Raw genomic sequence first — 13,534 nt, 5'->3', positions numbered from 1 at the left:
ATCAATAGTTTTTTATTTGCATCGTATATTTATACAATATTAAATTTATCAATAGACTCCGCAAGTTGCTCTGCACTTTCTACATTTTTCTTAGTCTCATGTAAAATTAAATTATGCTTTTCATTAACTTGAGTTACATTTTGGGCAATTTCTTCTGAAGAATTTGCTACATCTGTTACTGAAGCTGCTATATCTTCCATTCCTTTTGACATTTGTTCTATAGAAAAAGCTATATTCTCCGATATATCTGCAAAATCTTTTATAAGATTTTTAACTGTAGTACCATCATCTTTATATTGACTACTAACATCTATAAGCTTTCTATAATCAGATAATACATCCTTATCTAAAAGTTCTAATACAAATTCAGAAGAACTTGAAAGCTCATCCACCGCTGTTAATACTTTTTGTACATTTTGTTGAATTTTTGTAACTGCTTCTGATGATTGCTCAGCTAATTTTCTAACTTCTTCAGCAACTACAGCAAAACCTCTACCTTGTTCCCCTGCCCTTGCTGCTTCAATGGCTGCATTAAGCGCAAGCAAATTAGTTTTTTCAGCAATTCCAAGAATACTATTTGCCATCTCTGATATGTTTTCAACTACTTTTGCATCCTCTATAGCTTTACACAATTTTTCTTTAGACTCTTCATATATCTTCTCTACTCTTACCATAGATTTAGATGTATCTTCATTAACTAGTTCAGCTTTTTTCTCTATATTTACAGCTAAATCAAGTCCTTCTTTTGCCTTTTCTGCTGTGTTATTCATATCTTCTTTTATAGACATAGTCATTGAAGTTATTTCCTCTACACCAGCAGATGACTCTTGCATACTTGCAGAAATTTCTTCTGTAAATGCTGCTACTTGCTGCAATTGATCATTTAATTTTTCAAACATATCTCTTGTAGTGTCACTACTCTCAATTATATTTTTACTTTCCCCTTTTACTTCTTCCATAGTATTACTTAAAATGTAACAAGCATTATTTAAAGCTTCAGCAGTTTGTCCAAATTCATCTAAACTTTTTATATCATTTTTATATGCTAAATTACATTTAGCTAGTTCCTCTGAATGCTTTTTCATTTTAACAAGAGAATCTTTAATGTTTTTTGATATAATTTTTGATACTATTACAGCTATAATAATAAAAATTATGGTTGCTATAATTTCTATATTCCTTAGCATATACACTTTACTAAATAATTTTCCTTTATTAGCAGATAACGCTATAGACCATTCTGTATTTGCTACTGGTTGATAAGCTGTAAATTTTTCTTCATTTTTATAGGAATATGTTCCAAAGCCGTTTTCCCCATTTATCATTTTTTTCTCTAAATCAACTAACGGCTTTGCTGATTCATCATTTGCTAAATTTTTAATATCATTAGTTCCTTTTAATACTAATTCTATTTCATTGTCTGCTACATAATCTCCCTCTTTATCTAAAACAAAAATAACCTCTTCCTCTCCTCTAACACTATTTACTACATCATTTATATTTTTTACATCTATACTTCCAATTAAAGCTCCTTTTACAACTCCACCCTTATCTTTAATAGGTACACCTATATTTACTATATAAGAATTATCAAATTTACTAACTAAAACATCTGTAATAAAAGGAGTTCCTTCTTTTATTTTAGAAAAATATGCTGTATTAGATACATTAACTACTTTATTGCTATCAATGTCACGTATATTTCCACTTAAATCTGAAATTTGTAGTCTTTTAAATCCCCATTTTGTACATTCACCAACTAACTCATTCTTTTGTTTATTTATATCCATTGATTTAATTTCTTCCCAACTTGTAATGATGTTAAGCTGATGCTTTTTTTCCTCTATTTCTCTTGATAAAATCAAAGAGGCCGATTTAGTTTTATTTTCAAGTTGCCTTTTTATATTATCTGTTAATGCATTTGATGCACTATAATAAGATACTGCCCCTAAGATACCACAAATTATAATTACTAAAGAAATAATTTCTACCATAATTCTGGTTCCAACACTTTTTGAAAGTTTGTTACCTTTTAGTTTTAAATTAATGTTCATAGTTTTCTCTCCTTCTTTTGTTTTAAATCTACAAATGCAAATCTTTTAATGTACTTATTTAAATAGATCCCTTAATTTTAGGATTGCATTGTTGTATAGTTATATCATTCCATTACTTATTAATAAGGCTCATAAACACCTGAAAAATTACAGGGTCATATTTAAATTTTTCATTTTCTATAATTGATAAAGCTGCAACCTCATCATAAGCTTTTTTATAACACCTTCTAGATACCATAGCATCATACTCATCTACTATATGAATTATACGAGAAGCTATGGGAATTTTTTCACCAACTAATCCATAGTATCCACTTCCATCAAAGTTTTCGTGATGAAATTTTATAATTTCACAAAACTCCTTTGAATATCCATATTCTCTTAATATATTTGCCCCATATTGTGTATGTTTTTTAATAATCTCGTATTCATCTTTTGATAATGTTCCATTTTTATTAATAATGTTTTGAGGTACTCTACATTTACCAATATCGTGATTTAAAGCCGTTAAAATCAAATAATTAATTTGTTTTGAAGTATAACCCATATTCTTTCCTATTCTTTTAGCATACAGAGAAACTCTTTTACTATGAAGAAAAATTTCTAAACTTATACTCTCATTTTTTGCAACTTTAAAATCATTTAACAACATTGCGATCCCTCCATTACATTTAAACACCTTATTCTATGAATAAAAAACTAAAATAAAAAAGCCAACATAATCGGTTTTCATTGCTCATATTTAAAGCAATTAAAAACTAACTATGCTGGCTCACATACAGCAAGATAAAATCTTACCCTCTATACATACATACCAGAAAAATTTACTTTTTTATATAACAATTAATAATACTTAATTGACATATCTATAGCTAAATAATTAATTATTCTCTATCAATCATATCAATTAGACTTAGTGTAAGAATAAAATATTTAATCAATCTAAATTTTACATTAATATTAAAAATAGCTCAAGTTTTAAAATATGGATTTTTTCTAAATTAACCGCATTTATATTTATATATTGTAAGTCTTTCTTCAAATATCTCCATATTTTTTTCTATTTCATCAATTAATTTATAAATTTCCTTAATATCCCCACATATAGACCTTTCCTTAATTTTATTCAAGATCTCTTGTATCTTTACAAGTTTAAAATTTGACACCGCTCCTTTAATCCTATGCAGCTCACTTCTTAGTTGTGAAATATCATTATTTTCAACTAAATGTATTATATTATTTAATTCATTACGTGAAAGCATATTTATTATTTTTTCTCCTAGATCTACTACTAACTCATGATTGCCATCTAAGATTTTTTCTAACCTTATAAAGCCTTCATCATATTCTTTAGTATCAAAATAATTATCCTCTTTGTTTAAATACCTATTAGTCACATTTAAATGTTTTGATACAATTGATTCTAATTTTTTATCATCTAATGGCTTTAGCAAATAGTCATCCATACCTAGTTTGCTGAACTTGTCTTTATCTTGCACCAATGCATATGCAGTCAAAGCTATTATAGGTATATTCTTCCATTGTTTTTTGGTTTTAATTAGCTTTGTAGCTTCTATTCCATCCATAATAGGCATAGAAATATCCATTAGTATTAAATCATATTTTTCTTTTTTAAGAGCTTCTATAGCTTCTTTCCCGTTATTTACAATTTGTCTATTCCACCCTCTCATTTTTATTAGTTCACCAATAACCATTTGATTTACTAAATTATCTTCAGCTACTAATATTTTTATCTCTTTATCCGAATTACATCTTAAACTTTTAACATTATGCTTTATTTGTTTATATTCTTTTTCTTCTTTATCTTGTGATAAAATTAATGTTTTTTTACTTATAGACTCATTCTTTTTTTTTCTACTAGAATTTATATTTCCACTAAATTTGCCAGATTTAGTTGCACCCATATCCAAAATATTATCTATAGTTTGAACTAAATGGTTCGTAGAACTTCTTATTATATTCATCTGCTCTATTTGTTTTTTATTTAATTGACTTTGTAATAAGTTATCTATACTCTTTTCTATATTACTAATAGGAACTTCTATCTCATGTTTAATATTTTTAAAAAAATCCAGCTTATCACTATTTTCTGAGTTTATATCCATCTTCATTTTTAATAAAAGTTTATGCATATTTACATTTTCTGTTATATTCAAAAAATATACTCCAACTCTTGTAACTTCGCCCTTATTATTTTTGATTGGTACCACTTCTACATCGAAATACTGAATGATATCATCTTCTATCAACATTTCTTCAGTTCTATTAATTTTATTACCTTTCAAAACAAAATTCATATATTCTTTTATATTATTGAGAACTTTTTCTTTTGTTCTATTATTATAAAACTTATCAAATATATCTAAAATATTCATTCCTTCTTTAATGTCTATACCAAGAAGTTTTTTCATAAAAATTTTATGACTCCCATTAGCCATTATATACTTATAGGAATTATCTAAAATAAATACGCCTATATTGTTTATATTATCCACTAACTCACTTAAGCCTAACCCTAAATGTATTTGACTGTATAGTGAATTTTCTTTATTATAAGTTTTATTTGAATTTACATTACTATTTAGCTGCATATTTTTCTCTTCATCTTCTACTTCATATTCTAGAAAAGTCTTATTCATATCTAACATCAACATACTCTCCTTGTATATAACTATATCTATTATATACAATTTTCGTAGCATTGTTAACATAACTAAATATACTATTTACTTTTAATGCTATTTTATTTAATTTTTGTTGATAATTCTTCTATCAGTTCAATGTATTTTTTTTGAATTTGTTCGTTCTCTGCTGTTTTTTCAAAGGAAACGCACTCCTCATCTAGCTTATTTAAAATATCTTTTTTTAAGCTTCTTTCTGCAAACTTATAAACTACATCATCTTCCTTTTGTATATGTCTATTAAGTAAGTCTGTATATGCTATAGCATTACCTATTAAATCTAATTTTGCTTCATCATTTCCTTGTTGTACTTTTTTTACTGCTTCTTCTAAATTTCCTATATACAATCTTCCCAAATCATGTTCTACTAACATTCCATGTTTAACTAGCTTTTCTCCAAGATTTCCTAATTCATCAATCATTTTATTAAAAAGTAGCTTTTCTTCTTTTCCATGATGATGCTTATCTGCGTAGTTTCTTACAAAATCTATTATTTTATAAAAATCATTATAATCTACTTTCTCATCTTTTAAAATCTTAAGACAATATTTTCTAAGAACATTAAGCATCTTCTTTATATTTTTATGTTCATAAACCATAAGCTCTATAGCATTCATATACGACTCCTCCTACTTTCTTATTATCTTTTGAATTCCATTTTCGTATCTTTGAAAAGTAAACTTATTATTAACCTCCTTAACAAATCCGTTAATCCACGATTCTCTCAACTCATAAAAATTTTTTACATCTCCCTTTATTTCTTCCCAGTATTCTTTATGCAAACATCTTACAGTTCTCCATGAAAACTCATCTTCACTTATATTCGTAACTTCATTCACTCTATCGCAAGGCATTCCTTCAAGTATAAAATCATTTAATGCTTTATATATATCTTCTGTATTTTCAATAGGTACATCTTGAAGTCTATATTCTCTTCCTGCTTCTTTTCCTTGCTGTTCAAATATCTTTATAAGCTCATTTTTATATTTAATATTTTCATTTAATATTTTTGTAATCCATGCAGCATGTCTTTTTTCAGCTGCTTCTATCCTGCTTTGAAGCCAACCATGAATATTTGAAGTATCTATTATTTCTTCTAAAGACTTTTTTTCCGTAGGTGTTCCGTACTTTTCATAAATTGCTTCTCTCCACTCTCTTACAGGAAGGTTCTCTTTCTGAGCAAAATTTACTATCTCTTCCTCTAGATTCTCAAACCACTCTATTTTATTAAATAACCAATAATGTACTTTTCCTAAAAATAAACTCATGTTTTCATCTCCTTTTAATATCATTTTTATTTTACGTAAAAACTTCATTATTACTCTTTCTGAAATTAGTTTTAATTACTCATAATCCTAAAATATAATTTAAATTTCAACTGAGCGTAACAATCTTACATCTTGTTTAATGGTTATTTTTATTATAATCTTTATATGTAATGTGATATGTAACATAAGTTACAAAGATAATTATTTAACAATCTTTTCACTTATTTTTTTAACAAAATAATATTCTTTTATAATATTTCATAATATCAAGTAATATAGATTAATTTGCTGTATTTATAATTTAATTGACAAAGGTAAAAGCTAAGTATAAAATTATATAAGTTTTTGACTATAGAAATATCTATACATTTATGATTAATATAAGTAATTCAAAAAGGGAGATTGCACATGATAAATTCATTTGATACATTAGATTTAGATTCAAAGTTGATAGAAGGATTAAAAAAAGAAGGTATAATTAAACCTACAGATATACAAATAAAAACAATACCTTTAGCATTAGAAAATAAAGATATAATAGGGCAATCAGAAACAGGGAGCGGAAAAACCTTAGCCTATTTATTACCTATATTTCAAAAGATAAATAGCGAAAAAAGAGAAATGCAATCAATTATATTAGCTCCAACTCACGAATTAGTTATGCAAATAGATAAACAAATAAAACTTTTATCACAAAATTCTGGAATGAATATAACTTCTACTACTATAATAGGAGAAGTTAATGTAAAAAGACAAATTGATAAATTGAAAGAAAAACCTCATATAATCGTAGGTTCTACTGGAAGAATACTTCAGCTTATAAAAAAGAAAAAAATAAGCGCACATACTATTAAAACCATCGTTATAGATGAAGGAGATAAACTTCTAGATCAAAATAACTTAAATGTAGTAAAAGATATTATAAAAACTACAATGAGAGATAGACAATTAATGGTATTTTCAGCCACTATAAACGAAAAGACAATAAATATAGCAAAAAATTTAATGAAAGAATCTGAAGTTATAAGAATTAAAGAAAACAACTTAATTAATCCAAATATTACTCATATGTACCTTACTGGAGAGCAAAGAGACAAAATCGTAATCCTAAGAAAGCTTATAGCTGCCTTAAACCCTAAAAAAGCAATTGTATTTATAAATAAAAGTGAAGAAATTCAGCTAACTACAGAAAAACTTCAATATCATAACATCAAAGCATATGGAATATATGGTAGTTCATCAAAAGAAGAACGTAAAAAAGCTTTAGAAGGCTTTAGAAATGGAAAATTTCAGCTTTTAATAGCTTCCGATATAGCCGCTAGGGGATTAGATGTAAAAGGTGTAACTCATATATTTAGTTTAGATTTACCTGAAGATTCAATGGAGTATCTACATAGAGCAGGTAGAACTGGAAGATCTGGAATTTTAGGAACTTCTATTTCCATAGTTACAGAAAAAGAACTCCTATTAATTAAAAAATATGAAAAAGATTTTGCTATAAAAATTGAAGAAAAAAAACTATCTAGAGGTTCTCTTGTAAATCCAGATATGTTTAAAACAGCTAGCAAAACTAATAGTAAAACTAAATTTAAACGAAACTCTAATTCAAAGGAAAAAAATACCTTTAAAAAATCTAATTTAAAAAAATAAATTTTGATTAAAAGTACTTTTAATCAAAATTATACATCATAGTGTACAAATAAAGAACTGACTAGCATTATACAATCTATATTAGAAACCGTTATCCAGAGTCGTGTCATTCTTTACTCTCACTAAAAAAGATGGGAGTATTAGAATGCTTAGACATGAGATAAAGACTACTTAAACTATAAACCCTATATAACTAGGGTTTATATCCTTTTCTATTTATATTCTGAGAAAGTGCCCCAATTTTCAACCCTATTATAATAAGGAATAGCTGAATTGAAGTATACTATTATTGGAACATTGTCTAACTCTTTATGGACATCAAAAAATTTTCTATCCCCATATCTTATTGCTTCAATAGCTAAAGGTAACTCCTTTCTGAAAATTTTATTACGTATAGCCACTACTTTTGGAGTAAACTGTCCAACATATAAATATATATTAAAAAAATACTTATTATCTAAATCCATCCATTCACCTAGCACTTCATCTCTCATAGGATTTATTTTCTCATAATCATATACTAGTCCGATTGTAAGAAAAAGTTCTGCAGTTATATCTGAATGGGTTAAAGTATATTTTCTAGGAACAATCGGTTCTATAAAAGTAACTCCTGGTTTAAACTCAACAAAAAGCTTCTCAGGATTTAATCTGCCCACTTTTTTCACCTTCTCATAAAATTTTATATGATAATATGTTTTAAGATCACTAAAGGAAATTTACACCAAACTATTTACCTCCTTTTAAAACGGCTTCTATATAATTATATAAAAAAAGAATCACTTACGTGATTCTTTTTTTAATCATTTACATTATCTCCCTTGCACCATCTTCTACAAAAATCCCCTTTTTTAGTACACATAACTTTTTGTGATCCACACTTAGGACAAGCATATATATCCTGTTCATAATTTATTTCATAGATCTCACCACAATCTACACATCTAAATTTGCACATCTTTGTTGTATAGTGCCCACCACTTATTTTTATAGCTTTGCCTTCAGTTAAAGCTACTGCAACTTTTTTTCTAGCACTATCAATTACATTTTGAAAAGTTTGGCGTGATACTTGCATTTTTAGCGCACACTCTTCTTGATTCAATCCTTCTATATCCTTTAATCGCATAGCTTCTAATTCTTCTACCTTTAGAAGTATCTCTTCAATTTGGCATTTTGACTTTCCCAAAGGTACAAAGCAAGTATTTTCGGGGAAAAATTCTACCCTTCTAAACTTGGTTGGTCTTGGCATAACTTATTCCTCCCTGCATTTGCTACATAATCCCGTGAACATTATGTTTACATCATATATATCTAAATTGTTATTTAGTGCAATTTTTTCATTCAGTTTTACATATTGAAAATTTAATTCTTTATCATCAATATCTATTATATCATTACATTTAGAACATTTAAAATGTATATGCAGTGGATTCCTACTAAATATCTTCATTTCATAATAATTTATGCCATTTACATTTATCACCTTAACTATACCTAATTTACTAAACTCCTTTAAACTTCTGTATACTGTAGCTAATCCTATATTACTTTCTTTCACTTTCGCATATATTTCTTCTGCATTAAAGTGTTGTTTTGAATTAACTAAAAATTTTAATATACTTTCCTTTTGTTTAGTAAACTTGTGTCCATCATTTTCAATTATTTTTTTAAAATAAGCTAAATTTTTATTCATTTAAAATTCCTTTAGTTTTATATCTTTACTCATTGCAATGCCCTTCATGCTCATGTTCTCTACAAACACTTCCCGTAGACTTTAACTCACCTCTTATATAACTTTCTATTACATCATCACAAACGCCTTGAGCCCCAACTATTACATCTATTTCTTTTTCATTAAATAATTGTTGAGCAGTTTCTCCCATACCACCTGCAATAATTATGTTTACATCTAAATCTTTTAAGAATACTGGAAGGAATCCTGGTCTATGCCCTGGATTTTGTTTAAAATCTTTATTTGTTATTTTTTCTCCTTCTAAATCATAAATTGTAAAACCTTCACAATGTCCAAAATGTCCACTTACATATTTTCCTTCACTTGCAACTGCTATTTTCATTTTTTATTCCTCCTAAAGTATTTTTTATTTTTGTGTATTTAATCTAAATTTTATATTAAGCCACATGTCTTTTATGGCTTTATTAGCTATACTCTCTTCATAATAAGTTATAGGCCTCAATTCATTAATAGATTTCATTACAGTGTCATCATATGGTATTTTACCTACTAAACTTAGATTCTTCTTTTCTATAAAATCTTCTATTTCTTTTGCCATATCCTCATTTATATCCCATTTATTTATACAAACCATAGTAAATACACCGAAATGTTCACATAAAGAAACTACTCTAGTTAAATCTTCAAGTCCTGACTTAGTTGGTTCTGTAACAACTAATGCTACATTACTACCTGTTATAGAAGATATTACTGGGCATCCTATTCCAGGAGAAGCATCTATTATAGTCAGATCTGCATCTTTAGAAAATCGTTTTTCCTCTTTTCTAAGAAAAGTTATAAGTTTCCCTGAACCATCGCTTCCTATTCCCATTTCTGCCCTTGATATAATTCCCTTATCCAATTTTGTAATAAAAGTATCTGCTATTTTTTCCTCTTCTGATTTTATGGCATTAGCTGGACATATAAGTGTACAAGCTCCACACCCTTCACAGAGAAAAGAATTTATTTTAAAATTTTCTATAGCATTAAACCTACAAGTAGACTCACATTTGCCACACTTAATGCAAAGATTTCTATCTATTATTGCTTTTTTGCCACCTATAAACTCTCTCTTTTCTATATTTTCTCCTTCATAGAAAAGGTACAAATTAGGAGCATCTACATCACAATCTATCCTATTTACATCTCCAATAATCTCAGATAGTGCCGTTGCAATAGTAGTCTTCCCTGTTCCTCCCTTACCACTTAAAACTACTAATTCCACCTTAGCACCTCCTTCATTTTTCCTGATAGCTCATCAAAAATATTTTTATATTCTATATTGTTATAAATTAATTCCCCTTTTGAATAAATCTTTGCTATATCTTTACTGTATGGAATAGAACCTATTAACTCTATATTTTCTTTCTTACAATATTTTTTAACTATATTTTCACTTCCATTATCTTTATTTATAACTATACCAAAAGGGATGTTAAACATCTTTACAAGTTCTACTGCCATTTTTAAATCATGAAGTCCAAATTCAGTTGGCTCTGTAACAAGTATTGCTCCATCTGCATATTTTAAAGAACTTACTACATTACAAGAAGTACCAGGAGGACAATCAATTAAATTCACCCCTTTTACAAGTCCTTTAAGTAAATTATTAATTACAGGCACAGCCATAGGTTCACTTATATTTAAAATGCCTCTAGAACAATTTATTCCTTGCATTTTCCCTTTTTCAATATTTCCTATTTCTCTTTTTTTATATTTTAAAGCACCTTTTTTACAGACAATTTCACAAGCTCCACATCCATGACATAATTTTTCAAATAAAATTATGTCTTCCTTCACTTTTGCCAAAGCATTAAAATTACAGACATTAACACATTCCCCACAAGAGGTACATTTATCATCATCTATAAATGGATACTCTACTTTAACACTTTCTATTTCTTTTATTTCTGGTTTTAAAAATAAAAATCCATTTGGCTCTTCTACATCACAATCAATATAATTAGCTTTAAGAGCTAAAGCAAGATTAGTTGAAACTGTAGTTTTTCCTGTTCCTCCTTTACCACTTAATACTGCTATATTCACTTCTTATTTCCTCCTCAAAATTAATGTGCTAATCCATGATGAGCTCTTCCTGGCATTTTTAATTCTGTAAGTTCTCCTTTTTTATACTTTTCTAAAACAGAACTTATAGAAACCTCATCACATTGATATGCTTTTATGTTTGCTTTGTTTATTATTTTAAATGCATTTGGTCCAAGATTACCTGTAATAATAACATCTATACCTTCATCAAGTAGTTGTTGTGATGCCGCTATTCCTGCTCCACCACTTGATATTTTCCCTTCATTTTCTATAACCTTAACCTCTCCATTTTCAGTATTATGAATTTGAAAATAATCACATCTCCCAAATCTATTATCTAGTACACTATCAACTGTTTTCCCTTCTGTTGAAATCGCTATTTTCATTTTTTTCCTCCTTAAATCATATATTTTTAAATTTATTATTGGCATTTGCTATTTATATAATACAGCTTTTCAGAATTATTGTCAAATGCCAATTATATAATAGAATTTATTTACTTTTATGGTTATAATCCTTTATTAAAGTGTCAATAATTTTAACATCCAGATATACCCCACTAAATTATTGCACCACCAAAAGCCTATAAGTTAAATAATTCCACTTATAGGCTTTATGTGTAAAATATCTTAATAATAAATTAAATATATTTTCATTTTTATATCATATTATTAAACAAATACTTAAAATTATATTAAATTTTAAATAATTTTTTGTAACCTTATTTATACTTTTTAAATTCATATATATAATATAATAGATTGGTTAAATGAACCAAAAGCTTATGTTTTAATTTATCCGATGTCTATCTCTCCTAATACTCCCATCGCATTCTGTGAAAGCGATTCCCACCAAATCGAAGATTTCACCTCTCTGCTTTTCTCTAAAGTGGAAGTAAAGGATGGACCGACCCCGGATAATGGATTCTCCTAAAGGATAACGACTTCTAAGGAGTAAAATTTCTAAGGAGTCTGTTAATACCTTTCAGATGGATTAAAAACTCCACCTGAAACCAAGAATCCTATTCATTACAAAAAAATAAAGGGGACTGAAAATATGAATTTCAAAAAAATCATGAGTAAATTTTTAATTATGTTATTTACTGTATCTGTAATAATGTCTATGCCAGTAAATAAAGCTTATGCAGATGCTTTTAAGGTTGTTACTTTAGGTGCAGATTTAAATTCTAAACAAAAAGAAGACATGCTTAAATATTTTGGTGTTAATAAAGAAGAAGCTAATGTAATAGAAGTTACTAATGCTGAAGAAAATAACTACTTAAAAGATGTAGCTTCTCCAAAACAAATAGGGACAAGAGCCATATCTTGCTCTTACGTAGAACCTACTGACAAAGGTGGATTAAATATCTCTACCCATAATATGTACTGGGTTACCCAAAGTATGATAAAAAATGCTTTAATCACTGCCGGTATACAAAACGCTAATGTTAAAGCAGGAGCTCCTTTTAACGTATCAGGTACAGCCGCTCTTACAGGAATATTAAAGGGATTTGAAAACAGTAAAAGTGGTAAAAAAATTGATGAAAACAAGAAAAAAGCTGCTAATGAAGAGTTAGTTGTCACTGGTGATTTAGGTGAAAAAATAGGTAAAGATGAGGCTGCTAATTTAATAAATGAAGTAAAAAAAGAAGTAGTTAAAGAAAAACCTAAAACTGAAAAAGAAATAGAAAAAATAGTAACAAATATAACAAATAATTATAACAAAAGTTTAAGCGATGAAGATATGAAAAAAATAACTGCTTTAATGGAAAAAATAAATAGCTTAGATTTAGACTTTAAACAAATAAAAGACCAACTAAATGATGTTACAAAACAATTAAAAGGGACTCTAACAAGTGAGGAAGCTCAAGGTTTCTTTAGCAAATTATTAGATTCAATTAAAGAATTTTTCTCAAATCTTTTCTCTTAATAAGAACACTATTAATTGAGGAAATTGTATAATTACCTAAGTTTTGTACAAAGAAAACTTTATTGGTTTCCATATTATAGTTTCCAAAAAATAAATAGTGGATAATACCAAGCCTTGAAGTATAATTTTCTTGCTACAGAAAAATTAAGAAAGGCG

Annotated in this window: 13 protein-coding genes and 1 pseudogene; 2 read left to right on the top strand and 12 right to left on the bottom strand. The window is 27.4% G+C overall.

All coding sequences use genetic code 11. The features are described 5' to 3' along the window. Positions 1–29 precede the first annotated feature (29 nt). The 5 genes from OW729_RS15585 to OW729_RS15565 all read right to left on the bottom strand — a co-directional run bounded on the left by OW729_RS15585 (position 30) and on the right by OW729_RS15565 (position 6,024). Positions 30–2,054, bottom strand: coding sequence for a methyl-accepting chemotaxis protein (locus tag OW729_RS15585; RefSeq protein WP_268062480.1), 2,025 nt, complete (start codon positions 2,052–2,054; stop codon positions 30–32). Positions 2,055–2,166: 112 nt separating this feature from the next. Beyond that, positions 2,167–2,706: an HD-GYP domain-containing protein gene (locus tag OW729_RS15580; RefSeq protein ID WP_268062479.1), complete on the bottom strand. Its 540-nt coding sequence runs from the start codon at positions 2,704–2,706 to the stop codon at positions 2,167–2,169. A 349-nt stretch (positions 2,707–3,055) separates the two neighbouring features. Then, entirely contained in the window at positions 3,056–4,723 is a 1,668-nt protein-coding gene (locus OW729_RS15575; protein ID WP_268062478.1) for a response regulator, read from the bottom strand. 95 nt (positions 4,724–4,818) lie between these two features. After that, on the bottom strand, positions 4,819–5,373 hold the full coding sequence (locus OW729_RS15570) for a hemerythrin domain-containing protein (protein WP_268062477.1): 555 nt from the start codon (positions 5,371–5,373) through the stop codon (positions 4,819–4,821). 12 nt (positions 5,374–5,385) lie between these two features. Then, the gene (locus OW729_RS15565) at positions 5,386–6,024 is read right to left on the bottom strand and encodes a hypothetical protein (protein ID WP_268062476.1); all 639 of its coding nucleotides are present in this window, start codon (positions 6,022–6,024) and stop codon (positions 5,386–5,388) included. 408 nt (positions 6,025–6,432) lie between these two features. Between OW729_RS15565 and OW729_RS15560 the strand changes: the two genes are divergently transcribed. Further along, entirely contained in the window at positions 6,433–7,674 is a 1,242-nt protein-coding gene (locus OW729_RS15560) for a DEAD/DEAH box helicase (RefSeq protein ID WP_268062475.1), read from the top strand. A 212-nt stretch (positions 7,675–7,886) separates the two neighbouring features. Here OW729_RS15560 and OW729_RS15555 read toward each other — a convergent pair whose 3' ends face one another. The 7 genes and pseudogenes from OW729_RS15555 to OW729_RS15525 form a co-directional block, all read right to left on the bottom strand. Beyond that, the gene (locus tag OW729_RS15555; protein WP_268062474.1) at positions 7,887–8,330 is read right to left on the bottom strand and encodes a staygreen family protein; all 444 of its coding nucleotides are present in this window, start codon (positions 8,328–8,330) and stop codon (positions 7,887–7,889) included. A 140-nt stretch (positions 8,331–8,470) separates the two neighbouring features. Then, positions 8,471–8,920, bottom strand: coding sequence for a DUF134 domain-containing protein (locus OW729_RS15550; protein ID WP_268062473.1), 450 nt, complete (start codon positions 8,918–8,920; stop codon positions 8,471–8,473). Continuing rightward, a pseudogene (locus OW729_RS15545) lies at positions 8,890–9,364 on the bottom strand (Fur family transcriptional regulator). The gene OW729_RS15550 and the pseudogene OW729_RS15545 overlap by 31 nt, the downstream one beginning before the upstream one ends. 25 nt (positions 9,365–9,389) lie before the next feature. After that, on the bottom strand, positions 9,390–9,746 hold the full coding sequence (locus tag OW729_RS15540; RefSeq protein ID WP_268062472.1) for a NifB/NifX family molybdenum-iron cluster-binding protein: 357 nt from the start codon (positions 9,744–9,746) through the stop codon (positions 9,390–9,392). 24 nt (positions 9,747–9,770) lie between these two features. Next, a complete protein-coding gene (locus OW729_RS15535; protein WP_268062471.1) occupies positions 9,771–10,628 on the bottom strand; it encodes an ATP-binding protein in 858 nt (285 codons plus the stop codon). Continuing rightward, positions 10,619–11,449 carry an ATP-binding protein gene (locus tag OW729_RS15530; RefSeq protein ID WP_268062470.1) on the bottom strand — a complete coding sequence of 277 codons (831 nt, stop codon included), beginning with the start codon at positions 11,447–11,449 and terminating at the stop codon, positions 10,619–10,621. Before OW729_RS15530 ends, OW729_RS15535 begins: the two co-directional genes overlap by 10 nt. Positions 11,450–11,469: 20 nt before the next feature. Further along, positions 11,470–11,835 (bottom strand): NifB/NifX family molybdenum-iron cluster-binding protein, encoded by a 366-nt coding sequence (locus tag OW729_RS15525; RefSeq protein WP_268062469.1) that lies wholly within the window; start codon positions 11,833–11,835, stop codon positions 11,470–11,472. A gap of 670 nt (positions 11,836–12,505) precedes the next feature. Between OW729_RS15525 and OW729_RS15520 the strand changes: the two genes are divergently transcribed. Then, entirely contained in the window at positions 12,506–13,378 is an 873-nt protein-coding gene (locus OW729_RS15520) for a DUF1002 domain-containing protein (protein ID WP_268062468.1), read from the top strand. Positions 13,379–13,534: the final 156 nt, after the last annotated feature.

It is taken from the genome of Clostridium brassicae, assembly GCF_026738875.1.
Taxonomy (GTDB): Bacteria; Bacillota; Clostridia; order Clostridiales; family Clostridiaceae; genus Clostridium_H; species Clostridium_H brassicae.
This window is presented reverse-complemented; position numbering and strand designations above follow the sequence as displayed.